The following is a 22932-nucleotide window of genomic DNA, read 5'->3' on the forward strand; positions in this document are numbered from 1 at the left end:
CTTCGCATTGCGAGGTGAGAGTCGCTGTCTATACTCGGGGTGGAATGGAGTTAGCTGATGACGCCCGACTGCATATGCAGCAAGGCCCGGTGCTCAAGTTCGTAGTCTGATGCAGCCGCTCCCTTGCCGCAGGTGAAAGCCGGCGGGATAACAAGAACGATAAGGGGAACCCGCAATGATGCGACATCCACATGTCTGGATGGGCCTCCTGTTGTGGTCGATTTTCAGTCAGGCACAAGCGGCCTGGACTGTGAATATGGCGCCTGGAGCGACTGAAATCAGTCACGCAGTATTCGACCTGCACATGATCATTTTCTGGATCTGTGTGGTGATCGGCATCATCGTATTTGGTGCCATGTTCTGGTCGATGATTCTCCACCGCCGCTCGACCGGGCAGGTGGCCGCCAAATTTCATGAAAGCACCACCGTCGAAATCCTCTGGACCATCGTGCCCTTCCTGATCCTGGTGGCCATGGCGATTCCCGCTACCGCGACCCTGATCAAGATGTACGACGCCAGCGAGCCGGAAATCGATATCCAGATCACCGGCTACCAGTGGAAGTGGCACTACAAGTACCTGGGCCAGGACGTCGAGTTCTTCAGCAACCTGACCACTCCCCAGGATCAAATCCACAACAAGGAAGCCAAGGGCGAGCATTACCTGCTCGAAGTCGACAAGCCATTGGTGCTGCCGGTCGGCGCCAAGGTGCGCTTCCTGGTGACCTCCGCCGACGTCATCCACTCCTGGTGGGTGCCGGCTTTCGCGGTCAAGCGCGATGCGATTCCCGGGTTCGTCAATGAAGCCTGGACCCGCGTCGACAAGCCCGGCATCTACCGTGGCCAGTGCGCCGAGTTGTGCGGCAAGGATCACGGCTTCATGCCGACCGTGGTCGAGGTCAAGGAAAAGGCCGATTACGAAACATGGCTGGCCGAACGCAAGACCGAAGCCGCGCAGCTCAAAGAGCTGACCAGCAAGGAATGGACTCTCGACGAGCTCAAGGATCGCGGCGACAAGGTCTATCACACCACCTGTGTGGCCTGTCACCAGGCCGAAGGCCAGGGCCTGCCGCCGATGTTCCCGGCGCTCAAGGGCTCGAAGATCGCCACCGGGCCGAAAGATGCTCACCTGAGCATTGTCTTCCACGGCAAGCCTGGCACCGCCATGGCCGCATTCGGCAAACAACTCTCGGAAGTCGATATCGCGGCAGTCGTGACCTATGAACGTAACGCCTGGGGCAACAACAAGGGCGACATGGTCACGCCTAAAGAAGTGCTGGAGCTGAAACAGGCGGAAAGCAAATGACCCGGTCTATTGCGCACCTACGGAACCGGTCGGGGCTACGCACCCCGGCCTGCCCAGCCCATCTGTTTGCAGGAGACAGGACATGACTGCTGTAATCGATGAACATGTTCATACCGCCACCGACCACGCCCACGGCCCCGCCAAAGGCCTGATGCGCTGGGTGCTGACCACCAACCACAAGGACATCGGTACGCTGTACCTGTGGTTTGCGTTCTCCATGTTCCTGCTTGGCGGTTCGTTCGCGATGGTGATTCGCGCCGAGCTGTTCCAGCCGGGGCTGCAGATCGTCCAGCCGGAATTTTTCAACCAGATGACCACCATGCACGGCCTGGTGATGGTCTTCGGTGCGGTGATGCCGGCCTTCGTCGGCCTCGCCAACTGGATGATCCCGCTGATGATCGGCGCGCCGGACATGGCCCTGCCGCGCATGAACAACTTCAGCTTCTGGCTGTTGCCCGCGGCGTTCCTGCTGCTGGTATCGACCCTGTTCACCCCCGGTGGCGGGCCGAACTTCGGCTGGACGTTCTACGCGCCGCTGTCGACGACCTACGCGCCGGAAAGCGTGACCTTCTTCATCTTCGCCATCCACTTGATGGGGATCAGTTCGATCATGGGGGCGATCAACGTGATCGCCACCATCCTCAACCTGCGCGCCCCCGGCATGACGCTGATGAAAATGCCGTTGTTCGTCTGGACCTGGCTGATCACCGCGTTCCTGCTGATCGCGGTGATGCCGGTACTTGCCGGTTGCGTGACGATGATGCTGATGGACATCCACTTCGGCACCAGTTTCTTCAGTGCCGCCGGTGGCGGAGACCCGGTGCTGTTCCAGCATGTATTCTGGTTCTTCGGTCACCCCGAGGTGTACATCATGATCCTGCCGGCCTTTGGCGCCGTCAGCTCGATCATTCCGGCCTTTTCGCGCAAGCCGTTGTTCGGCTACACCTCGATGGTCTACGCCACGGCGAGTATCGCGTTCCTGTCGTTCATCGTCTGGGCGCACCACATGTTCGTGGTTGGCATTCCGCTGGTGGGCGAGTTGTTCTTCATGTACGCCACGCTGTTGATCGCGGTGCCGACAGGCGTGAAGGTGTTCAACTGGGCCAGCACCATGTGGCAGGGCTCGCTGACGTTCGAGACGCCGATGCTGTTTGCCGTGGCGTTCGTGATCCTGTTCTCCATCGGCGGTTTCTCCGGGTTGATGCTGGCCATCGCCCCGGCGGACTTCCAGTACCAGGACACCTACTTCGTGGTCGCGCACTTCCACTACGTGCTGGTGCCGGGGGCGATCTTCGGGATCTTCGCCTCGGCCTATTACTGGATGCCGAAATGGACCGGCCACATGTACGACGAAACCCTGGGCAAGCTGCATTTCTGGTTGTCGTTCATCGGCATGAACCTGGCCTTCTTCCCTATGCACTTCGTGGGGTTGGCGGGCATGCCGCGGCGGATTCCGGACTACAACCTGCAGTTCGCCGACTTCAACATGGTGTCGTCGATCGGCGCGTTCATGTTCGGCGCCACGCAGATCTTCTTCCTGTTCATCGTGATCAAGACCATTCGCGGCGGCCCGCCAGCACCGGCCAAGCCATGGGATGGGGCTGAAGGCCTGGAGTGGAGCATTCCGTCACCGGCGCCGTATCACACCTTCACCACACCGCCGGAAGTGAAATGAAACGCCTCGGTCCTGTGGGAGCTGGCTTGCCTGCGATGCATGCGACGCGGTGTGTCGGGCAGGCCGCTATCGCGGGCAAGCCCGCTCCCACAGAGTTCTGTGTGGAGGGCTTGGCCCATGGCTGACTCGATTTCGATGAAAAAACTGGTCACGCGCCTGCTGACCGTGGTGGTGGCGATGTTTGTGTTTGGCTTTGCCCTGGTGCCGATCTACGACGTGATGTGCAAGGCCTTCGGCATCAATGGCAAGACCGGCGGGCAGTACGAGGGTGAGCAAACGGTCGACACCTCGCGGCAGGTGCGCGTGCAGTTTCTGTCGACCAACACCGCCGACATGCCGTGGGACTTTTACCCCAAACATGATGAATTGACCGCGAACCCGGGGGCGGTGAACGAGATGATCTTCATCGCCCACAACCCCACCGATAAGCCGATGAGTGCCCAGGCCGTGCCGAGCATCGCGCCCAGCAATGCGGCGGCGTACTTCCACAAGACCGAATGTTTCTGCTTTACCCAGCAAGTGCTGCAGCCCGGTCAGCGGATCGAGATGCCGGTACGTTTCATCGTTGACCGTGACATGCCCAAGGATGTGAAGCACCTGACGCTGTCTTACACGCTGTTCGATATCACCGCCCGACATCCACCGGTAGCTGTAAACACTGGCGGCTGAGCGTGCCCGATAAGGAGAACAATAAATGGCAACTCATGAACATTATTACGTCCCGGCCCAGAGCAAATGGCCGATCATCGCCACGGTCGGGATGTTCGTCACGGTGTTTGGCCTGGCCACCTGGTTCAATGATCTGAAGGCAGCGCGTCCGGAATCCCACGGCCCGCTTATCTTTTTCGTCGGTGGGCTGTTGGTGGCCTACATGCTGTTCGGCTGGTTCGGTACGGTGATCAAGGAAAGTCGCGGCGGCTTGTACAGCGCACAGATGGATCGCTCGTTCCGCTGGGGCATGAGCTGGTTCATTTTCTCGGAGGTGATGTTCTTCATCGCCTTTTTTGGCGCGCTGTTTTATGTCCGTCATATCTCCGGGCCGGCGCTCGGTGGTGAAGGCGCCAAAGGCGTGGCGCACATGCTGTGGCCGAACTTCCAGTTCACCTGGCCGCTGCTGAGCAACCCCGACTCGAAACTGTTTCCGCCGCCCAAGGAGGTCATCAGCCCCTGGGGCCTGCCGTTGCTCAACACCGTGTTGCTGGTGAGTTCCAGCGTGACCGTGACCATTGCCCACCATGCCTTGAAGAAGGGCCATCGCGGCGCACTGAAACTCTGGCTGGCGCTCACCGTATTGCTCGGCTGTGCGTTCCTCACCTTCCAGGCCGAAGAGTACATGCACGCCTACCGTGAACTGGGCCTGACCCTGGGTTCGGGCATCTACGGCGCGACCTTCTTCATGCTCACCGGGTTCCACGGCGCCCACGTCACCATCGGCACCATCATCCTGTTCGTGATGCTGGTGCGGATCATGCGCGGGCACTTCGACAACGAGCACCAGTTCGGTTTCGAAGCGGCGACCTGGTACTGGCACTTCGTGGATGTGGTGTGGATCGGGCTGTTTGTTTTCGTCTATGTGCTCTGAGGCTGTGAGCTTTTAGTTACCAGGGGGCATGGGAAACCAGCTGGCCACTGAAAAAACCCCAGGTGATCAGGCCCAGGGTAATGGCGGCCAGAGTGACACGCACACTCAAGGCAATGACGAGGCGGTTTGAGCGGCTGTCGTCCTTGACCAGAAAAAACAGGCCGCTGAACAGGCTGACAACCGTGGCAATCAGCATCAGGACGATGGCTGCTTTGAGCATGGTGAGACTCCGGGGGGATAAGCGATGCACTTGAGTATAGCTATCGCGATGACCGACTTTCTGGCGATGCCATGAAGCGCTTTCGGCCGGGTATCGTGCCAACGCTGGTGGTGGTGCTGTTACTGCCGCTACTGGTGTTCCTGGGGTTCTGGCAATTGAGCCGGGGCGCGGAGAAAAGCGCGCTGCTGCAAACCTACGCCGAGCGCCGGGCCGCTGAGCCGATGGCCAGCACCGAACTGCAACACACGACAGACCCGGCCTTCCGTCGGGTTCACCTGTACGGCCGGTTTGATGCCGAACACAGCCTGCTGCTGGACAACAGTCAACGCAACGGCAGGGTTGGCGTCGAGCTGTTGCAACCCTTTCTAGATCAGGCCTCCGGGCTTTGGCTGCTGGTCAATCGCGGCTGGTTGCCTTGGCCGGAGCGCCGCACACCACCGCAATTCAAGACACCTGGCGAAGCAGTCAGCCTCGAGGCGTGGGTCTATGTCTCCCCCGGGGCGACGTTCCAATTGCACGCAGATCCCACAACGTTGACATGGCCGAAGCTGATTACGGCCGTTGAGCCAGACAAGCTCTGGACAGCACTGAACCGCGAAGGCTTTGCCTACGAACTGCGCGCCGAAACCGGCCCCGCCACCTATCAGGCCGACTGGCCCGTAGTCGCCATGGGGCCGGAAAAACACATCGCTTATGCCGTGCAGTGGTTCGCCATGGCGATCGCCCTGTTCGGCCTTTATCTCTATCTCGGCTGGCACAACGCAAAGGAGAAACACCATGGGAGCGGCCATGAATCCACCCAGCATGTCTGAGGCGAAACCGTCGGTGAACCGCCGCAAGGGCCGTATGCAACTGCTGCTGATCCTGCTCGGGGTGATCGGTCCGATGATCCTCGCCACCGGCATGTACAAGCTGAATTTCTGGGTGCCCGAGGGCCGCAGTTATCACGGCGAACTGATCGGCAACGGCCAGACCCGTGCGGACATCGGCGTGCAGGCCCAGGAAGAGCGTTGGCAGATACTGGTGACCGCGCCCAAGGATTGCGCGGTGGATTGTCAGCAACTGGTGTATCTGGCGCGGCAAATCCAGATCGGCCTGGGCCGCGATGCGTCCCGCGCCAGTCATGCATTGGCCGCTGCGCAGACGCTGAACAGCGATTACGAGTCTAAACTTCAACGCGAGTACCCGCAGTTGCAACGCTATTCGCTGGACTTGCCTGCCTACACTAAAGGCGCCCAGAGCAATGACACGCCGCATCTGTGGATCATCGACCCCCACGGCAATCTGGTGCTGCGCTACGACCCGTCGGTAAAGGGCAAGGACCTGCTCAACGATCTGCGCCACCTGCTGAAACTGTCGAACATCGGATAAGGGCATCGTCATGGCCAAGCCTGGATTTCGCCTCGCGTTGTTTGCCACCTTGCTGGCACTGATTGTGGTGTTGCTCGGCGCCTATACCCGCCTGACCCACGCCGGCCTCGGCTGCCCGGACTGGCCCGGCTGCTATGGCTTCATCAGCGTACCGAAAAGCGAAGCCCAGCTGGCCCATGCCGAATTGCATTTCCCGGACGCTCCGGTCGAGGCCCACAAGGGTTGGAACGAGATGGTCCACCGCTATTTCGCCGGCACGCTGGGGCTGTTGATCGCGGTGTTGGCCGGTCGTGCGTGGGTGCATCGCCGCCATCCCGGGCAACCGGTGAAGCTGCCGTTGTTTCTGTTGGCGGTGGTTCTTGGCCAGGCCGCGTTCGGCATGTGGACGGTAACGCTAAAGCTCTGGCCGCAGGTGGTCACCGGGCATTTACTGGGCGGCTTCGCGACCTTGAGCCTGTTGTTTCTGCTGACCTTGCGCCTGTCCGGTGTGCTGCCGGCGCTGACTGTGCCACGACGTTTACAGCACTGGGCGACGGCGGGGCTGTTGCTGGTGATCGGGCAAATCGCCCTCGGGGGCTGGGTCAGTTCCAATTATGCCGCGGTGGCCTGTATCGACTTCCCGACCTGCCACGGCCAGTGGTTGCCACCGGCGGACTTCGCCAACGGCTTTCACCTGACCCAGCACATCGGCCCGAACTACCTCGGCGGGCAACTGGACAGCGATGCTCGTACTGCGATTCACCTGACTCACCGTATTGGCGCCCTGTTGGTGACTTTGGTGCTGCTCGGTCTGGCCTGGCAACTGAAAACAGTCGGCATGACGCGCCTGGCAGGCCTGGTGCTGATTGCCCTTGGCGCACAAATCACCCTGGGCATCAGCAATGTGCTGTTCCATCTGCCGCTGCCGGTGGCCGTTGCGCATAACGCGGGCGGCGCGGCGCTGTTGCTGACCATGGTGTTGGTCAACTACCACGCCCGAACCAGTCTGGTCCGGGTCAAGCAAGCGCGCTGGCACTTCAGCCCGCGTAAACACTCAGCCGGGCCCATAACAATAAAAGGAGAGATGCCATGGCGATTCTGATCGGCGAACGTCCCAGTCAGGCGATCTGGCGTGACTACCTGGAACTGACCAAACCCAAAGTCGTGGTGCTGATGCTCATCACTTCACTGGTGGGGATGTTCCTCGCGACCCGTGCTGGAGTGCCGTGGACGGTGCTGATTTTCGGCAATCTGGGCATCGCCCTGTGTGCCGGTGGCGCAGCGGCGGTCAATCATGTGGTGGACCGGCGCATCGACGCGTTGATGGCGCGCACCCACAAACGGCCGCTCGCCGAAGGCCGGGTTTCGCCGACCGCTGCGCTGACGTTCGCGCTGGTATTGGCGGTCCTCGGGCAAGCCATGCTGCTGGCGTTCACCAACCCGCTGACCGCGTGGCTGACCCTCGCCTCATTGCTTGGCTATGCGGTGGTCTACACCGGATTCCTCAAGCGCGCGACTCCGCAGAACATCGTCATCGGGGGGCTGGCCGGTGCCGCGCCGCCATTGCTCGGCTGGACCGCCGCCACCGGTCACGTCAGCGCCGAACCGCTGCTGCTGGTGCTGATCATCTTCGCCTGGACCCCGCCGCACTTCTGGGCGCTGGCGATCCATCGCAAGGAGGAATACGCCAAGGCCGACATCCCGATGCTGCCGGTCACCCATGGCGAGCACTACACCAAGATTCACATCCTGCTTTATACCTTCGCATTGCTTGCCGTCAGCCTGATGCCTTATGTGATCCACATGAGCGGCACTCTCTACCTGGTCTGCGCGCTCGGGCTGGGCGCGCGGTTTCTGCAATGGGCCGTGGTGCTGTACCGTGGCACTCGGCCGCACGCGGCGATCAACACGTTCAAGTACTCTATTTACTACTTGTTCCTGTTGTTTATCGCCCTGCTCGTAGACCACTATCTATTGTTGAACCTATGACTCGAACCCAGAAAACCGTCTTCATACTCGTCGCCCTGGTTGCATTGATCCTGGGCCTGACCGTCAACAAGGTGCTGTCCGGGAAAAACCAGGGCGATCCGACGGCGCTGATCGACGCCGGCATCATCTTGCTGCCGCAGAGCCGTAATCTGCCGGACGTGACGATGACCAATCAGGACGGCCAGCCGGTCGCGATCAACGAATTGAAAGGCAAGTGGAGCCTGCTGTTCTTCGGCTACACCTTCTGCCCGGACATCTGCCCGACCACCCTCGCGCAGTTGCGGCAGATCAAGAGCGAGTTGCCGTCAGAGGCTGTGGATAAATTGCAAATCGTGCTGGTCAGCATCGACCCCAATCGCGATACGCCCAAGCAACTCAAGCAATACCTGGGCTACTTCGACCCGCAGTTCATCGGCCTGACCCCGGCGTCGACCGATGAGCTGCAAAAGATCGCCAACGCGGTGAGCATTCCGTTCATTCCGGCGGACACCAGCAAGCCGAACTACACCGTTGACCACAGCGGTAACCTCGCTGTCATCGGACCGGATGGCACTCAGCGCGGGTTTATTCGGGCGCCGTTGAATAATGCGAAGTTGGTGGCGCAGTTGCCGGTGATGCTCAAGCGCAACTAAGTGACACAGGGGTCTATATTTCAAGGCACAAAAAAGGGACGCACTTGGCGTCCCCTTTTTCGTTGCAGCAGTTCGATCAGAACGCCGGCACCACCGCGCCTTTGTACTTCTCGAGAATGAAGGCCTTCACTTGCGGGCTGTGCAGGGCAGCGACCAGTTTCTTCATCGCGTCGCTGTCCTTGTCGTCCGGGCGAGCCACCAGGATGTTCACGTAAGGCGAGTCGCTGCCTTCGATGAACAGCGCGTCCTTGGCCGGATCGAGCTTGGCTTCCAGCGCGTAGTTGGTGTTGATCAGCGCCAGGTCGACCTGGGTCAGCACGCGCGGGATGGTCGCGGCTTCCAGTTCGCGGATTTTCAGGTCCTTGGTGTTCTCGGTAATGTCTTTCACGGTCGACAGGATGTTGTTCGAATCCTTCAACTTGATCAGGCCGGCCTTGGCCATCAACAACAGCGCACGGCCGCCGTTGGTGGCGTCGTTCGGGATCACCACGTTGGCACCGCCAGGCAGTTCGGCAATGGTCTTGTACTTGCTGGAGTAAGCGCCCAGGGGCTCCAGGTGCACGCCGGCCACGGAAACCAGGTGGGTGCCCTTGGCCTTGTTGAACTCATCCAGGTACGGCTGGTGCTGAAAGAAGTTGGCGTCCAGGCGTTTTTCCGCGACCTGCACGTTCGGCTGAATATAGTCGGTGAATACCTTGACCTTCAGGTCCACGCCTTCTTTGGCCAGCGTCGGCTTCACGAATTCGAGGATCTCGGCGTGCGGAACCGGGGTGGCTGCGACGGTCAGGGTTTCAGCGTGGGCAGAGAATGCCGCAACGGCCGCGAAGGCCACGAGTAGTTTTTTCATTCAGCTAACTCCATGTGAGGTGCCCGCTTGCGGTGCCCGTTTGGCACCTGCCAGCGAATGGCCGGCTCATGTCTTACTTACGGGAAAAGTGGACGACCAATTTGTCGCCAACGGTTTGCAGTACCTGAACGAGTACCAGCAGCAACACCACGGTCACCACCATCACATCGGTCTGGAAACGCTGGTAGCCGAAGCGGATCGCCAGGTCACCCAGACCACCGGCGCCCACGACACCGGCCATCGCCGTGTAGGACACCAGTGTAATGGCTGTCACCGTAATTGCTGCGAAGATGCCCGGACGAGCCTCCGGCAGCAAGGCATTGGTGATGATCTGTCGCGTGGTCGCGCCCATGGCCTGGGTCGCTTCGATGATGCCGCGATCCACTTCACGCAGGGCGGTTTCCACCAGGCGTGCGAAGAACGGCGTGGCACCCACCACCAGTGGCGGGATCGCACCGGCGACACCGAGGGACGTGCCGGTGATCAACACGGTGAACGGGATCATCACGATCAACAGGATGATGAACGGCAGCGAACGCAGGATGTTCACCACCAGCGACAACATCGCGTAGACGCCTTTGGCTTCCAGCAACTGGCGCGGGCTGCACAGGAACAGCAGAACACCCAGGGGCAAACCGAGCAACACGGTGAACAGCAGCGAACCGCCGAGCATCAGCATCGTGTCGCCAGTGGCCAGCCAGATTTCGAACCAGTCGATATTGGCGAAGAAACTTGTCAGGGCTTCCATTAGCGCAGCACCTCCATGTGGACGTCGGCTGCGGTGAAGCGGGCAAAGGCCGCTTCCATGTCACCGCCGGTCACGGCCAGGGTCAGTTGCCCGTAAGGGATGTCTTTGATGCGGTCGATACGACCGGCCAGGATGCTGTAGTCCACACCGGTTTCCCGGGCGACAGTGCCCAGCAGAGGCGCGTAGGTCGCTTCGCCCTGGAAGGTCAGACGCAAGATGCGCCCCGGCACGTGAGCGAAGTCGTCACGCTGTTCGCTTTCGTCGATCTGCTCGTCTTCTTGCACGAAGCGCTTGGTGGTCGGGTGCTTCGGATGCAGGAACACCTCGGCCACCGAGCCTTGCTCGACGATCACGCCGGCGTCCATCACGGCTACCTGGTCGCAGACCCGGCGGATCACATCCATCTCGTGGGTGATCAAGACGATGGTCAGTTTCAGCTCGCGATTGATCTCGGCCAGCAATTGCAGGACCGACGCGGTGGTTTGCGGGTCGAGGGCGCTGGTGGCTTCGTCGCACAGCAGGATTTTCGGCTTGGTCGCCAGCGCACGGGCAATGCCGACACGCTGCTTCTGCCCGCCGGATAATTGCGCCGGGTACTTTTTGGCGTGGTCGGACAAACCGACTCGCGCCAGCAACTCGGCCACGCGGGAATCGATCTCGCTGCGCGACAGTTCGCCGGCCAGGGTCAGCGGCAGCGCCACGTTGTCGGCGACAGTCTTGGAGGCCAGCAGGTTGAAGTGCTGGAAAATCATCCCGACCTGCTGACGGAAGCGGCGCAGGCCGTTGGCGTCTAGAGCGGTGACTTCCTCACCGTCGACGATGATCTTGCCGCCGCTGGCGTTTTCCAGGCGATTGATCAGACGCAGCAGGGTACTTTTTCCTGCGCCGGAATGACCGATCAAGCCGTAAACCTGCCCGTTCTCAATCGTCAGACTGGTCGGATGCAGGGCGGGGATTTCCTTACCGGCGACGCGGTAGGTTTTATGGACGTTTTGAAACTCGATCACGTAGCGAACCTTGTGGGGCGCGTTAGAAAAGGATCAGCGGTTAGCCGGGCGCGCATTTTAGCCTGTCCGTATAGAGGTTCTTAGCATTTATTTCGCATTTGTCCTGTCATTTGGCAATAACGCGATCAAAGGTCAGAAAAAAGGAACGGCTGAAGAAATACGTCAGTCACTACTTAGGCCACTGGAATACGCCTGAGGAGTTCACGCCTGATGAGTATCAAGAAGCCTGCCGCCACCCAGAGTGCCCTGGCCGGGTCCGATACCCCGGACCGCCACAACACCAATGCCAAGCTCGACAGCCTGGAAACATTTCGCTCCGATGCCACTGAGCAGGCCTTGCGCACCAACCAGGGCGTGAAGGTGGCGGACAACCAGAACACCCTGAAGGCCGGGGGCCGCGGGCCGTCTTTGCTGGAAGATTTCATCATGCGTGAAAAGATCACGCATTTTGATCACGAGCGGATCCCGGAGCGCATCGTTCACGCTCGCGGGACCGGTGCCCATGGTTACTTCCAGAGTTATGAAAACCACTCTGTGCTGACCAAGGCCGGTTTCCTGCAGGATCCGGCGAAGAAAACCCCGGTCTTCGTGCGTTTTTCCACGGTGCAGGGGCCGCGAGGGTCAGGCGATACCGTGCGCGACGTACGAGGTTTCGCGGTGAAGTTCTTCACCGACGAAGGCAACTTCGACCTGGTGGGCAACAATATGCCGGTGTTCTTCATTCAGGACGCCATCAAGTTTCCCGATTTCGTGCATGCGGTCAAACCCGAGCCGCACAACGAAATCCCTACCGGGGGCTCGGCCCATGACACCTTCTGGGACTTTGTCTCGCTGGTGCCGGAATCGGCGCACATGGTGATGTGGGCGATGTCCGACCGGGCGATCCCGAAAAGTCTGCGCAGCATGCAGGGCTTCGGTGTGCATACCTTCCGCCTGATCAACGCCGAAGGAAAATCGCGGTTCGTCAAATTCCACTGGCGCCCCACGGCCGGCACTTGCTCGTTGGTGTGGGACGAAGCGCAGAAGCTTGCGGGAAAAGATGCCGACTACCACCGTCGTGATCTGTGGGAGTCGATCGAGATCGGCGACTATCCGGAGTGGGAGTTGGGGGTGCAGGTCATCGAAGAAGAAAACGAACATGCCTTCGATTTCGACATTCTCGACCCCACCAAGCTTATCCCCGAAGAGTTGGTCCCTATCACGCCGTTGGGCAAGATGGTGCTGAACCGCAATCCGGACAATTTCTTCGCCGAAACCGAGCAGGTTGCCTTTTGCCCCGGACATATCGTCCCGGGGATCGACTTTTCCAACGATCCTCTGCTGCAAGGTCGGTTGTTTTCCTACACCGACACGCAAATCAGCCGACTCGGCGGACCAAACTTTCACGAGATCCCGATTAACCGTCCGGTGTCACCCTTCCACAACGGCCAGCGGGATGCGCAGCACCGCACCACTATCGACAAAGGACGTGCCTCCTATGAGCCGAACTCCATTGATGGCGGCTGGCCAAAGGAAACGCCGGCCTCCGCTCAGGACGGCGGGTTCGATAGCTATCCGGAGCGCATCGACGCCAATAAGATTCGCCAGCGCAGCGAATCGTTCGCGGACCACTTCTCCCAGGCTCGCTTGTTTTTCCACAGCATGAGTGAGCATGAACGGGAGCACATCATCTCGGCCTATAGCTTTGAGTTGGGCAAGGTCGAGCGCGAAGCGATCCGCGCCCGGGAAGTGAACGAAATCCTCGTCAATATCGATCTGGAATTGGCCAGGCGCGTGGCGCAGAACCTTGGATTGCCTGCGCCCAGTCGAGGAACCGTCGAGGTGCGCAAAACCGCGCTGGATCATTCACCGGCATTGAGCCAGGCCAATCTGTTGCCGGAAAACATCAAGACGCGAAAAATTGCGATTTTGGCGGCGAACGGTGTCGATGGCGCCTCGATCGCTGCAATGAAGAAAGCGCTGAAAGCGGAGGGGGCCCACGGGATACTGTTAGGGCCGAGTTCGGCGCCAGTCAAAACGGCTGATGGCAAAACCCTTGCGGTCGAAGCTTCGATGGAAGGTTCTCCTTCGGTGGCGTTCGATGCGGTGTTCGTGCCGGGCGGAGCCGCGTCGATCAAGGCGCTGAGCACTGACGGAGTGGCACTGCATTACCTGCTGGAGGCATACAAGCATCTGAAGGCTATCGCGTTGCAGGGCGAGGCGAAGCAGTTGCTGGATGTGTTGAAGCTGGAGGCTGATGCGGGGTTGATCGTGGGTGCGGATGCGAAATTGATCAAACCGTTTTTGGCTGCAATAGGGCAGCATCGGGTTTGGGGTAGAGAGGCGAAGGCCAAGGCGATTCCGGCCTGAGAGTTTTACTGCCAGACAGGATGCCTTCGCGGGCAAGCCCCCTCCCACAGGGCTCCAGGTTGGTCACTTGTTTTGTGGCTAACTCGGGCATTGTGGGAGCGGGCTTGCTCCGGTCGGCGTTCCGACGATGCTTTTCAGGGTTTGCGCGGACTCAGAACCATCTGCGCCGGAACACTGCGCAAAATCTGCCGCTCCAGCTTCAGATCAAACTCAGGATCGAGCTTCTTCACTCGCTTGGTCAGCAAGTTAGCCAGCCAAGGGTAATCGTTGGTGCGTGGAGCCTGAATGCTTACATCACACTGAAAATTCACCACATCGGCGGCGATGGCATCCAGTTGGCGACGCAGTTTGCCCATATCGTTGATATTCAGTACGACAGTGGTGCTTTCAGCCATGGGGTCGATGACCTTGGCTTTTGGCTTGGCTTCGGCAGCCTTGAGGGCGGCTTCGGCCTTTTCCAGCTCGGCCTTGCGCGCCTGGGCAATCGAGCCGTTGACTCCGCCGGTCAGTGCCGGAGCCTTGGGCATCAACGCGCGGGCACGGCTCAGGGCGGTCGCGGCGGCATCCACGTCACCTTTTTGCAGTACGGTCTGGCTGCGGCGCAGATAGGCTTCGGCCAGTTGCCGCTGGTATTGCTCAAGGGAAGCATCGTTGGGCGATTCGGCCTGCAAGGCTGCCAATTGGTCTTCGGCGATGGCCAGTTCATCGCTGGCGATGTTTTGCTCCAGCTGCACGATGGCCATGGCCCGTGCATCGGCGGCCTTGGTGGCTTCCGATGGCGTGCTTTGGCAGGCGCCCAGCAGCAAAGAAAATGCGACAAGGAGCAGATAACGGGAGGCGAACGACTTCATTCCTGCGACTCTCTATTTGCGCAAAAAACGAGCAAGTCTACACCCCTCGACGGGGCAGAACAAAACTCAGCAGAAATAGCGCGGCGGCCGTCACCACAATCGACGGGCCGGCCGGGGTGTCCTTGAACCAGGACAACGCCAGCCCGCCACACACGGCGAGTATGCCCAGCAGGCTCGCGCCCAGTGCCATCTGCTCCGGCGAGCGGGCGTGACGTTGTGCCGCAGCCGCCGGGATGATCAGCAACGAAGTGATCAGTAACACCCCGACGATTTTCATCGCTACGGCAATCACCACGGCGATCAACAGCATCAAGGCCAGGCGTAATCCCGCCACCGGCAGGCCTTCGACCCTGGCCAGTTCTTCGTGCACCGTGATCGCCAGCAATGGGCGCCACAACGCAACCAGCAAGAGCAGTACAGCAGCACTGCCGCCAAGGATCCAGGCCAGATCGGTCGGGCTGATCGCCAGCAGGTCGCCGAACAGGTATGCCATCAGGTCGATCCGCACTTCGTGCATGAAGCTTAGTACCACCAGGCCCAGAGAGAGCGTGCTGGGTGCGAGAATTCCCAAAAGCGTGTCGGACGCCAACGGCTGGCGTTGTTGCAAGGTCACCAGCATCACCGCCAGCAGCAAGCAGCCAACAGTGACGGCAACGGTCGGGCTGACATCCAGCAGGAAGCCCAGGGCTACGCCGAGCAATGCCGCGTGAGACAGGGTGTCGCCGAAATAGGCCATGCGCCGCCAGACCACGAAAGACCCCAGCGGGCCTGCGACAACGGCCAGGGCCAAGCCTGCAAGCAGGGCGTAGAGCAGAAAATCAGCCATGCTTGCAGCTATCTCCGTGAACATGGGGTTGGCCCGGTGTGGGCGCCTTGACCACCGAGCCGTGCAAGTCGTGGGCGTGGTCGTGGTGGTGGTGATAAATCGCCAGGCTTTGTGCGTTTTTTCCGAACAGCTCGACGAAAGCCGGATCGCCACTGACCTGCTCGGGATGGCCGGAACAGCAGACGTGACGATTGAGGCAAACCACCTGGTCGGTGGTGCTCATCACCAGGTGCAAATCGTGGGAGACCATCAGCACGCCGCAACCGTGGCGGTCACGCAGGCGGGTGATCAGGCTGTACAGCTCAGCTTGGCCGGCCACGTCGACACCCTGTACCGGTTCGTCGAGTACCAACAGTTCCGGTTCGCGTAACAAGGCCCGGGCCAGCAACACGCGTTGCATTTCGCCACCGGAAACGTTTTGCACCGGGCTATCGATCACCTGTTCGGCGCCGACTTCCTTGAGTGCCGCCAAGGCCATCGCACGGTCCACGCCCGGTACCAGGCGCAAGAAACGCAGGACCGACAGCGGGAGGGTTGGATCGACGTGAAGTTTTTGCGGCATGTAACCGACCCGCAGTTTCGGCTTGCGCCAGACGCTGCCGCTGTCCGGTTTCAACAGGCCGAGCACGGCCCGCACCAGGGTGGTTTTGCCGGCACCATTGGGGCCGATCAGGGTAACGATCTGCCCCGGCTCGACGCTCAGTTCGATGTTGTCCAGCACCGGTTGCCCGGCGAACGTGACGGCAACCTGTTCAAGACGGATCAGCGCGTTGCTCATCAAGCCCCCTGGCAACCCGAGCAGAGACCGACCACTTCGACGGTCTGGCCTTCGACGACAAACCCGACATCCCTAGCGCTGGCGATGATCGCGTCGCTGATGGATTTTTGCTCAAGTTCGATCGCGGCGTGGCACGCACGGCAGATCAGGAACTGACCCTGGTGAGCATGTTCCGGGTGATTGCAGCCGATGAAGGCGTTGAGCGAGGAAATCCGATGGACCAGGCCGTTTTCCAGCAGGAAATCCAGCGCGCGGTACACCGTCGGCGGCGCGGCGCGGCGCCCGTCCTGTTCGCTAAGGACTGCGAGAATGTCGTAGGCACCCAGCGGCTTGTGGCTTTGCCACACCAGTTCCAGCACTCGCCGGCGCAACGCGGTCAGGCGCAGGCCTTGACGCGCGCACAGGGCATCGGCCTCGGACAAAGCGCTGTGAACGCAATGTGAGTGGTCGTGGGGACGGCTGGCGATCGGTGTTTTGAGCATGAGCGGCGACGACGATTGTGAGAGACGTTATTATGTTACCCGTTCTCGCCTCTTCGAGTGGTCATCGTGTCCCGACTTTTTTCTGTTTTTGTCGCATTTATCGCAAGTTTTCTGCTGATCGGTTCGGCGCAGGCCGAGGTCAAGGTCCTTACCAGCATCAAGCCTCTGCAGTTGATCGCGGCTGCAGTGCAGGACGGCGTGGCGATCCCCGAGGTTTTGCTGCCACCGGGTGCTTCGCCGCATAACTATGCGTTGCGGCCTTCCGACGTACGTAAGGTGCAGTCGGTGGACCTGCTGTACTGGATCGGCCCGGACATGGAAGGCTTCCTGCCACGGGTGCTCAATGGTCGTACGTTGCCTAACGTCGCCGTGCAGGATTTGCCGGGCATGAAACTGCGTCGTTTTGCCGAAGATAGCCACTCACACGCCGAAGAAGCCGACGAGCACGACCACGATCACCGTCCGGGCAGTCTGGATGCGCACCTGTGGCTGTCGCCGGTCAACGCCCGGGTCATCGCCACGAAAATGGCGGCTGACCTGATTGCCGCCGATCCTGCAAATGCCGCGCGCTATCAGAGCAATCTGAAAGCCTTCGACGAGCGTCTCGATGCGTTGGATGCGCGCCTGAAGAAACGCCTGGCCGATGTTCAAGGCAAGCCCTACTTCGTTTTCCACGAAGCCTTCGACTACTTCGAAGACGCCTACGGCCTCAAGCACGTGGGTGTGTTCAGCGTCGCGGCCGAAGTGCAACCCGGTGCCCAGCATGTCGCGGCAATGCGCGCGCGGTTGCAGGAAGTCGGCAAGACCTGTGTGTTCAGTGAACCACCGCTGCGGCCACGCCTGGCGGAAACCCTGGTGGCCGGACTGCCAGTGAAGCTGGCTGAACTGGATGCGCTGGGCGGGTACACGCCGGCGACCGCTCAGGGCTATGAGCAGGTGTTGGAGAAGTTGGGGAATGATCTGGCAGGGTGCCTGGAGTCGTTGTAACCGCTGAAACAAAAAGATCGCAGCCTTCGGCAGCTCCTACATTGCTCCGTAGGAGCTGCCGAAGGCTGCGATCTTTGCTTTAAAGGGCGAAAGGCAGCGGCGTATTGACCGTCTGGCGCTGCGCCAGGCGTAACTGGAACTCCATCGGATCGTGAATCAACACGTCCTGCCCGGCGAACGACTCCGCGGCGATCAAGCGTGACAACCAGAACCGTACGCAGGCGACCCGCAGCATGGTCGGCCACAACTCGGCTTCGGCGGCGGTGAACGGTCGCAAGGCCGCGTAAGCGCCGAGCAAGGCCCGCGCTCGTGGTCCATCGATCACGCCATCGTCGTCCGAGCACCAGTCGTTCAAGGCAATCGCCACGTCGTAGAGCATCGGCCCGGAGCAGGCGTTGTAGAAGTCGATCAACCCGGTCAGGTGCGTGCCTTCGAACATCGCGTTGTCACGGAACAGGTCGGCATGAATGTTCGCCCGTGGCAGTGCCAGGATTTTTTCTTTCTGCCGGGTGATTTCTTCCAGCGCCCGCTGCAGCAGCTCTTTCTGTTCGGCACCACCGAGGTGCGACAAAAACTGCGTGCCCTCTTCCAGCATCCAGTCCAGGCCGCGATCGGTTTTGCGCTTGATCATGTTGGCCTGGGTCGCCAGGTGCAGATGGCCGAGTAACTCACCTACCTGCGCGCAATGTTGCGCGTTGGCTTGCTTGATGTGTTTGCCGGCCAGGCGCGGTTGCAGCAACGCAGGCTTGCCCGCCAGTTCGCGCAAGGCCACGCCGTCGGTGGTGCGCAAGGCATAAGGCACCGGCAGGTCCGCGCCGTGCAGCACGTCGAGCAGTTCGATGAAGAACGGCATTTCCTGAACCGGGCCGCGCTCGACCAGGGTCAGGACAAATTCGCCCTGCTCCAGGCTGATAAAGAAATTGGTGTTTTCGCTACCGGCGGCAATCCCCTGGAAATCAAGCAGGCGGCCGAGGCCATAAGGGGCGAGAAAAGCTTCCAGCTCGGGCCGAGCCAGGGGGGTGAACACAGACATGTTTAAGCTGCCAGTACGGGCGCCGCTGTTGAGCCGGCGCCGATTGAAATTAAGAAACTACTTCCATTCGAAAATCTTCCACGACGGAATCAGCATATCGGGCTGATCCGAGCGGATAAAGTTACCGTCCGATCCATCTGCCCGCACCAGAAAGTACGGTTTTCCGCCCTTCGGTGTTACCTGAATGGCATACAGGAAGCCATTCTGGCGGTACTCCTTGATCGTGTTGTCGCCTTCCGTGCGAATAGTCACATCCGGTTCCGGCGATGGCGCATCGTCCGCCGCCATGACGGCCAGTGGTGTGATTGCAAACAAGCCAGCCAGCAACAGGCGATTTAGTGTGCGCATGATAACCTTGTCCCTTTGTCGTCAACGGTCCCGCTATTCTAGCGCCGGACCCGCCGAAAAGGTTGATCCTGCTCATGAGCCAAGCCCCCCTCGTCCTGGTGGACGGTTCTTCTTACCTGTACCGCGCCTTTCACGCACTGCCACCGCTGACCACGTCCAAAGGCCTGCCGACCGGCGCGGTCAAGGGCGTGTTGAACATGCTCAAGAGCCTGCGCAAGCAATATCCGAACAGTCCGTTCGCCGTGGTGTTCGACGCCAAGGGTGGGACTTTTCGCGATGAGATGTTCGCCGAATACAAGGCCAACCGTCCGAGCATGCCCGACGACATGCGCTTGCAGATCGAGCCGCTGCACCAGAGCGTGATCGCCCTGGGCTTCCCGCTGCTGTGCGTCGAAGGCGTCGAGGCCGATGACGTGATCGGCACCTTGGCCCGCAGCAGCGCGGCGGCGGATCGTCCGGTGATCATCTCTACCGGTGACAAGGACATGGCGCAACTGGTCGACGGTCACATTACCTTGGTCAACACCATGACCGGTAGCAGCATGGACGTGGAGGGCGTGAAGGAGAAATTTGGCGTCGCTCCGGAGCAGATCATCGATTATTTGGCGCTCATGGGCGATTCGTCCGACAACATTCCAGGTGTTCCGGGTATTGGCCCGAAAACGGCTTCCGGCCTGCTGGTCGGTGTGAACGGGGGCCTGACCGAACTCTATGCGCAGCTCGACATTGTGCCGACCCTGCCGATTCGCGGCGCCAAGACCCTGCCGGCCAAGCTCGAAGAGCACAAGGAAATGGCTTTCCTTTCCTATCGGCTGGCGACCATCAAGGTCGATGTGCCGCTGGACGTTGGGCTCGATGACCTGCAAATGGGTCCTGAAGATCCGGCCAAACTCTACGAGCTGTACACCCTGCTGGAATTCAAGAGCTGGTTGAACGACCTCGATAGGGATGCCAAGCGTCTGGAGCTGAGCGCTACCGCCGAGCCTGCACCGGCCGCCGATCTGTTCAGCGAACCAGAGGCCGAAGCGCCAGCCGCCGCTGCTGAAGCCGCCTATGAAACCATCCTCGATCAGGCGCGGTTCGATGCCTGGCTGGAAAAGCTGAACAACGCCAAACTGTTTGCCTTCGATACCGAAACCACCGGCATCGATGCGCAGCAGGCGCAACTGGTGGGCCTGTCGTTCGCGGTTCAGGCCAATGAAGCGGCCTACATCCCGTTGACCCATTCCTACATTGGCGTGCCGCAGCAGCTGGATCGCGATACGGTCCTGCGCGTACTCAAGCCGATTCTGGAAGACCCGAGCAAACTCAAGGTCGGCCAGCACGCCAAGTTCGACATGAACATCCTGGCCAACTGCGCCATCGGCGGCGATCAGGACAACGGCATTACCGTGCGTGGCATCGCCTTCGACACCATGCTTGAGTCCTACGTACTCAACTCCACGGCCACGCGCCATGACATGGACAGCCTGGCGCAGAAGTATCTGGACCACACCACAGTGAGTTTTCAGGACATCGCCGGCAAAGGCGTGAAACAGCTGACGTTCGACCAGATCGCCCTGGAGCAGGCCGGGCCCTACGCCGCCGAAGATGCAGATATCACCCTGCGCTTGCACCATGCCCTGTTCGAAAAGCTCTCGGCCATTCCGAGCCTGGCCAGCGTGCTGACCGACATCGAAATCCCGTTGGTACCGGTATTGGCGCGTATCGAGCGCCAGGGCGCATACGTCGACGCCGCCTTGCTGGGCGTGCAAAGCATTGAACTGGGCGACAAGATGGTGGCGCTGGAGCGTGAAGCCTTTGAGATTGCAGGTGAGGAATTCAACCTCGGTTCGCCCAAGCAGCTTGGCGTGATCCTTTACGAGAAGCTCGGCCTGCCGGTATTGAAGAAAACCGCCAAGGGCCAGCCGTCCACCGCCGAAGAAGTGCTGGCCAAACTGGCAGAAGACGACTATCGATTGCCGAAAGTGCTCATGGAATACCGCTCCATGAGCAAGCTGAAAAGCACCTACACCGACCGTCTGCCGGAGCAGATCAACCCGCGTACCGGGCGGATCCATACCTCGTATCACCAGGCAGTGGCGTCCACCGGGCGGCTGTCCTCCAGTGATCCGAACCTGCAGAACATCCCGGTGCGCACCGCCGAAGGGCGGCGCATCCGCCAGGCGTTCGTGGCCCCGGCCGGTTACAAGCTGCTGGCGGCGGATTATTCGCAGATCGAACTGCGGATCATGGCGCACCTGTCCCGGGATGAAGGGCTGATGAACGCCTTCCGCCACAATCTGGACGTACACACCGCGACCGCCGCCGAAGTGTTCAAGGTCGAACTGGCCGACGTGACCTCCAACCAGCGCCGCAGCGCCAAGGCGATCAACTTCGGCCTGATCTACGGCATGGGCGCGCAGAAGCTCGGCAAGGACATCGGCGTCGACACCAAGACCGCCAAGGCCTACATCGATACCTACTTCGCCCGGTACCCCGGCGTTCGCCAGTACATGGACCGCACGCGTGCCCAGGCCGCCGAGCAAGGGTATGTCGAGACGTTCTTCGGCCGTCGCCTGTACCTGCCGGACATCAATTCCAACAAGCCGCAAGAGCGCGCCGCCGCCGAACGCACGGCGATCAACGCGCCGATGCAAGGCACCGCTGCAGACATCATCAAGAAAGCCATGGTCGCGGTGGATAACTGGCTGAGCGTGTCGGGCCTCGACGCCAAAGTCATCTTGCAGGTGCACGATGAGCTGGTGCTCGAGGTGCGTGAAGACCTGGTCGACCAGGTTCGCGATGAAATTCGCGTGCACATGAGCGAGGCGGCGAAACTGGATGTGCCGTTGCTGGTCGAAGTGGGTGTTGGAAACAACTGGGATGAGGCTCACTGAGCCCCCTGAAAAGACCTTTTCTGCTGCGGCATAGTGCCGCGGCAGAAGGGCGCAAAAAACAGTTTGGTCCGAAGGGTTATCAGAGTTATTTCAAACCCATTTGAAAAAAATCTGAACTAATCTTGCACACCACCACTCAGAGTTACTGAATGGCTGGTGAAGCCCTTCGATGCTCCTATGTTGTGTTAAGTGTTGGCAGATATCTGGACCCCGCCCTAGCGGTCTAGAGCTTCAACCCCGGAACTTCTCCCTCCCCATATGAAGCCCGGGGTTTTTTTTGCCCCGAGAAAACTGCCCGCGTGCACCGCAGGCAGTTTTCGCACTTACTGGGCTTCTGCTTCGGCACCCTTGTCCGCCAGTTCCATCCAGCCGGCCAGTACGGTGTAGGCATCTTCCAGGCCCATGCGTTTCGGGGCCGAAAACAGCTGGATTGTCACCAGGTCGCCCCAGCCCTTGCGGATTTCCGCCTGAACCTTGAGCAGTGTGTTCTTGGCCGCGCCGTAGGTCAGCTTGTCCGCTTTGGTCAGCAGAATGTGCATCGGCATGCCGGCAGCCACGGCCCAGTCGAGCATCAACAGGTCGAAATCGGTCATCGGATGGCGGATGTCCATCATCAGGATCAGACCTTTCAAACTCTCGCGACCACCCAGATATGCCTCCAGGTGACGCTGCCAGTGTTGCTTGAGCGGGATCGGTACTTTTGCATAACCGTAGCCCGGCAGGTCGACCAGACGGCGTTCATCGTCTAGCTTGAAGAAATTCAACAGTTGCGTGCGCCCCGGGGTTTTCGAGGTGCGCGCCAGGCTGGCGTGCGTCAGGGTGTTCAAGGCACTCGACTTGCCGGCGTTGGAACGCCCGGCGAAGGCGACTTCGAAGCCCTCGTCATCCGGACATTGGTCGACTTTGGCGGCGCTGAGCATGAAGGTGGACTGTTGGCACAGACCGAGGATGGGATTCTTGAGTTGCATGGGATTTCCGATGTGGGCGGCGCCAGGAATGGGTGCGGCAAGCAGTGTCGCTTCCGTTTCAGTGACGCCAGTATATAA

At 60.3% G+C, this 22932-nt stretch carries 23 protein-coding genes; 12 read left to right on the forward strand and 11 right to left on the reverse strand.

The genetic code is table 11. The features are described from left to right. The first annotated feature begins 175 nt into the window (after positions 1 to 175). The 4 genes from coxB (at position 176) to AB4O40_RS17835 (ending at position 4560) form a co-directional block, all read left to right on the forward strand. Positions 176 to 1303 (forward strand): cytochrome c oxidase subunit II, encoded by a 1128-nt coding sequence (gene coxB, locus AB4O40_RS17820; RefSeq protein WP_056726728.1) that lies wholly within the window; start codon positions 176 to 178, stop codon positions 1301 to 1303. Between the two features lie 82 nt (positions 1304 to 1385). Then, the gene (ctaD, locus tag AB4O40_RS17825; RefSeq protein ID WP_056726727.1) at positions 1386 to 2978 is read left to right on the forward strand and encodes a cytochrome c oxidase subunit I; all 1593 of its coding nucleotides are present in this window, start codon (positions 1386 to 1388) and stop codon (positions 2976 to 2978) included. 117 nt (positions 2979 to 3095) lie between these two features. Further along, positions 3096 to 3647, forward strand: coding sequence for a cytochrome c oxidase assembly protein (locus AB4O40_RS17830; protein WP_056726726.1), 552 nt, complete (start codon positions 3096 to 3098; stop codon positions 3645 to 3647). 25 nt (positions 3648 to 3672) lie between these two features. Continuing rightward, entirely contained in the window at positions 3673 to 4560 is an 888-nt protein-coding gene (locus tag AB4O40_RS17835) for a cytochrome c oxidase subunit 3 (protein ID WP_056726725.1), read from the forward strand. A gap of 16 nt (positions 4561 to 4576) precedes the next feature. Here AB4O40_RS17835 and AB4O40_RS17840 read toward each other — a convergent pair whose 3' ends face one another. Then, on the reverse strand, positions 4577 to 4780 hold the full coding sequence (locus AB4O40_RS17840) for a twin transmembrane helix small protein (protein ID WP_007969817.1): 204 nt from the start codon (positions 4778 to 4780) through the stop codon (positions 4577 to 4579). A gap of 71 nt (positions 4781 to 4851) precedes the next feature. On the opposite strand from AB4O40_RS17840, the gene AB4O40_RS17845 reads away from it, so the two are divergent. From AB4O40_RS17845 to AB4O40_RS17865, 5 genes are read left to right on the forward strand one after another with little or no spacing between them, the layout of a single operon-like run. Next, the gene (locus tag AB4O40_RS17845; protein WP_056726724.1) at positions 4852 to 5592 is read left to right on the forward strand and encodes an SURF1 family protein; all 741 of its coding nucleotides are present in this window, start codon (positions 4852 to 4854) and stop codon (positions 5590 to 5592) included. Next, on the forward strand, positions 5558 to 6151 hold the full coding sequence (locus AB4O40_RS17850; RefSeq protein WP_056726723.1) for a hypothetical protein: 594 nt from the start codon (positions 5558 to 5560) through the stop codon (positions 6149 to 6151). Before AB4O40_RS17845 ends, AB4O40_RS17850 begins: the two co-directional genes overlap by 35 nt. Positions 6152 to 6161: 10 nt before the next feature. After that, complete coding sequence (locus tag AB4O40_RS17855; protein ID WP_056726722.1) at positions 6162 to 7232, forward strand: COX15/CtaA family protein; 1071 nt, start codon at positions 6162 to 6164, stop codon at positions 7230 to 7232. After that, complete coding sequence (gene cyoE / locus AB4O40_RS17860) at positions 7220 to 8119, forward strand: heme o synthase (RefSeq protein WP_056726721.1); 900 nt, start codon at positions 7220 to 7222, stop codon at positions 8117 to 8119. The genes AB4O40_RS17855 and cyoE overlap by 13 nt, the downstream gene beginning before the upstream one ends. Beyond that, positions 8116 to 8751, forward strand: a complete 636-nt coding sequence (locus tag AB4O40_RS17865) for an SCO family protein (RefSeq protein ID WP_460053755.1) — start codon at positions 8116 to 8118, stop codon at positions 8749 to 8751. The genes cyoE and AB4O40_RS17865 overlap by 4 nt, the downstream gene beginning before the upstream one ends. A 76-nt stretch (positions 8752 to 8827) precedes the next feature. On the opposite strand, the gene AB4O40_RS17870 is transcribed toward AB4O40_RS17865, so the two are convergent. The 3 genes from AB4O40_RS17870 to AB4O40_RS17880 form a co-directional block, all read right to left on the reverse strand. Next, on the reverse strand, positions 8828 to 9598 hold the full coding sequence (locus AB4O40_RS17870) for a MetQ/NlpA family ABC transporter substrate-binding protein (protein WP_056726719.1): 771 nt from the start codon (positions 9596 to 9598) through the stop codon (positions 8828 to 8830). A gap of 73 nt (positions 9599 to 9671) precedes the next feature. Continuing rightward, complete coding sequence (locus tag AB4O40_RS17875; protein WP_056726718.1) at positions 9672 to 10346, reverse strand: methionine ABC transporter permease; 675 nt, start codon at positions 10344 to 10346, stop codon at positions 9672 to 9674. Then, positions 10346 to 11353 (reverse strand): methionine ABC transporter ATP-binding protein, encoded by a 1008-nt coding sequence (locus AB4O40_RS17880; RefSeq protein ID WP_056726717.1) that lies wholly within the window; start codon positions 11351 to 11353, stop codon positions 10346 to 10348. The genes AB4O40_RS17875 and AB4O40_RS17880 overlap by 1 nt, the downstream gene beginning before the upstream one ends. A 210-nt stretch (positions 11354 to 11563) precedes the next feature. On the opposite strand from AB4O40_RS17880, the gene katE reads away from it, so the two are divergent. Then, a complete protein-coding gene (gene katE, locus AB4O40_RS17885) occupies positions 11564 to 13702 on the forward strand; it encodes a catalase HPII (protein ID WP_460053752.1) in 2139 nt (712 codons plus the stop codon). 134 nt (positions 13703 to 13836) lie between these two features. Here katE and AB4O40_RS17890 read toward each other — a convergent pair whose 3' ends face one another. From AB4O40_RS17890 to zur, 4 genes are read right to left on the reverse strand one after another with little or no spacing between them, the layout of a single operon-like run. Then, on the reverse strand, positions 13837 to 14553 hold the full coding sequence (locus AB4O40_RS17890; RefSeq protein WP_056726715.1) for a PA5502 family lipoprotein: 717 nt from the start codon (positions 14551 to 14553) through the stop codon (positions 13837 to 13839). Between the two features lie 37 nt (positions 14554 to 14590). Continuing rightward, on the reverse strand, positions 14591 to 15379 hold the full coding sequence (gene znuB, locus AB4O40_RS17895) for a zinc ABC transporter permease subunit ZnuB (RefSeq protein WP_046042679.1): 789 nt from the start codon (positions 15377 to 15379) through the stop codon (positions 14591 to 14593). Continuing rightward, entirely contained in the window at positions 15372 to 16157 is a 786-nt protein-coding gene (znuC, locus tag AB4O40_RS17900) for a zinc ABC transporter ATP-binding protein ZnuC (RefSeq protein WP_056726714.1), read from the reverse strand. Before znuC ends, znuB begins: the two co-directional genes overlap by 8 nt. Further along, positions 16157 to 16639 carry a zinc uptake transcriptional repressor Zur gene (zur, locus tag AB4O40_RS17905; protein WP_056726713.1) on the reverse strand — a complete coding sequence of 161 codons (483 nt, stop codon included), beginning with the start codon at positions 16637 to 16639 and terminating at the stop codon, positions 16157 to 16159. The genes znuC and zur overlap by 1 nt, the downstream gene beginning before the upstream one ends. Positions 16640 to 16705: 66 nt before the next feature. On the opposite strand from zur, the gene znuA reads away from it, so the two are divergent. Continuing rightward, entirely contained in the window at positions 16706 to 17626 is a 921-nt protein-coding gene (znuA, locus tag AB4O40_RS17910; RefSeq protein WP_460053746.1) for a zinc ABC transporter substrate-binding protein ZnuA, read from the forward strand. A gap of 79 nt (positions 17627 to 17705) precedes the next feature. Here znuA and AB4O40_RS17915 read toward each other — a convergent pair whose 3' ends face one another. Together AB4O40_RS17915 and AB4O40_RS17920 are read right to left on the reverse strand one after the other, a co-directional pair. Then, positions 17706 to 18659: a homoserine kinase gene (locus AB4O40_RS17915; RefSeq protein ID WP_056726711.1), complete on the reverse strand. Its 954-nt coding sequence runs from the start codon at positions 18657 to 18659 to the stop codon at positions 17706 to 17708. A 57-nt stretch (positions 18660 to 18716) separates the two neighbouring features. After that, entirely contained in the window at positions 18717 to 19007 is a 291-nt protein-coding gene (locus AB4O40_RS17920) for a DUF2782 domain-containing protein (RefSeq protein ID WP_015092908.1), read from the reverse strand. Between the two features lie 74 nt (positions 19008 to 19081). On the opposite strand from AB4O40_RS17920, the gene polA reads away from it, so the two are divergent. Next, complete coding sequence (gene polA, locus AB4O40_RS17925) at positions 19082 to 21886, forward strand: DNA polymerase I (protein ID WP_056726710.1); 2805 nt, start codon at positions 19082 to 19084, stop codon at positions 21884 to 21886. Between the two features lie 323 nt (positions 21887 to 22209). Here polA and yihA read toward each other — a convergent pair whose 3' ends face one another. Continuing rightward, positions 22210 to 22854: a ribosome biogenesis GTP-binding protein YihA/YsxC gene (gene yihA / locus AB4O40_RS17930; protein WP_046042671.1), complete on the reverse strand. Its 645-nt coding sequence runs from the start codon at positions 22852 to 22854 to the stop codon at positions 22210 to 22212. Positions 22855 to 22932: the final 78 nt, after the last annotated feature.

The organism is Pseudomonas sp. S2_F07 (genome assembly GCF_054668325.1).

Excerpts from the sequence above, each read along its gene's own strand:
- coxB (WP_056726728.1), top strand. The coding sequence starts at position 176 with ATGATGCGACATCCACATGTCTGGATGGGCCTCCTGTTGTGGTCGATT.
- ctaD (WP_056726727.1), top strand. The coding sequence starts at position 1,386 with ATGACTGCTGTAATCGATGAACATGTTCATACCGCCACCGACCACGCC.
- AB4O40_RS17830 (WP_056726726.1), top strand. The coding sequence starts at position 3,096 with ATGGCTGACTCGATTTCGATGAAAAAACTGGTCACGCGCCTGCTGACC.
- AB4O40_RS17835 (WP_056726725.1), top strand. The coding sequence starts at position 3,673 with ATGGCAACTCATGAACATTATTACGTCCCGGCCCAGAGCAAATGGCCG.
- AB4O40_RS17840 (WP_007969817.1), bottom strand. The coding sequence starts at position 4,780 with ATGCTCAAAGCAGCCATCGTCCTGATGCTGATTGCCACGGTTGTCAGC.
- AB4O40_RS17845 (WP_056726724.1), top strand. The coding sequence starts at position 4,852 with ATGAAGCGCTTTCGGCCGGGTATCGTGCCAACGCTGGTGGTGGTGCTG.
- AB4O40_RS17850 (WP_056726723.1), top strand. The coding sequence starts at position 5,558 with ATGGGAGCGGCCATGAATCCACCCAGCATGTCTGAGGCGAAACCGTCG.
- AB4O40_RS17855 (WP_056726722.1), top strand. The coding sequence starts at position 6,162 with ATGGCCAAGCCTGGATTTCGCCTCGCGTTGTTTGCCACCTTGCTGGCA.
- cyoE (WP_056726721.1), top strand. The coding sequence starts at position 7,220 with ATGGCGATTCTGATCGGCGAACGTCCCAGTCAGGCGATCTGGCGTGAC.
- AB4O40_RS17865 (WP_460053755.1), top strand. The coding sequence starts at position 8,116 with ATGACTCGAACCCAGAAAACCGTCTTCATACTCGTCGCCCTGGTTGCA.
- AB4O40_RS17870 (WP_056726719.1), bottom strand. The coding sequence starts at position 9,598 with ATGAAAAAACTACTCGTGGCCTTCGCGGCCGTTGCGGCATTCTCTGCC.
- AB4O40_RS17875 (WP_056726718.1), bottom strand. The coding sequence starts at position 10,346 with ATGGAAGCCCTGACAAGTTTCTTCGCCAATATCGACTGGTTCGAAATC.
- katE (WP_460053752.1), top strand. The coding sequence starts at position 11,564 with ATGAGTATCAAGAAGCCTGCCGCCACCCAGAGTGCCCTGGCCGGGTCC.
- AB4O40_RS17890 (WP_056726715.1), bottom strand. The coding sequence starts at position 14,553 with ATGAAGTCGTTCGCCTCCCGTTATCTGCTCCTTGTCGCATTTTCTTTG.
- znuB (WP_046042679.1), bottom strand. The coding sequence starts at position 15,379 with ATGGCTGATTTTCTGCTCTACGCCCTGCTTGCAGGCTTGGCCCTGGCC.
- znuC (WP_056726714.1), bottom strand. The coding sequence starts at position 16,157 with ATGAGCAACGCGCTGATCCGTCTTGAACAGGTTGCCGTCACGTTCGCC.
- zur (WP_056726713.1), bottom strand. The coding sequence starts at position 16,639 with ATGCTCAAAACACCGATCGCCAGCCGTCCCCACGACCACTCACATTGC.
- AB4O40_RS17915 (WP_056726711.1), bottom strand. The coding sequence starts at position 18,659 with ATGTCTGTGTTCACCCCCCTGGCTCGGCCCGAGCTGGAAGCTTTTCTC.
- AB4O40_RS17920 (WP_015092908.1), bottom strand. The coding sequence starts at position 19,007 with ATGCGCACACTAAATCGCCTGTTGCTGGCTGGCTTGTTTGCAATCACA.
- polA (WP_056726710.1), top strand. The coding sequence starts at position 19,082 with ATGAGCCAAGCCCCCCTCGTCCTGGTGGACGGTTCTTCTTACCTGTAC.
- yihA (WP_046042671.1), bottom strand. The coding sequence starts at position 22,854 with ATGCAACTCAAGAATCCCATCCTCGGTCTGTGCCAACAGTCCACCTTC.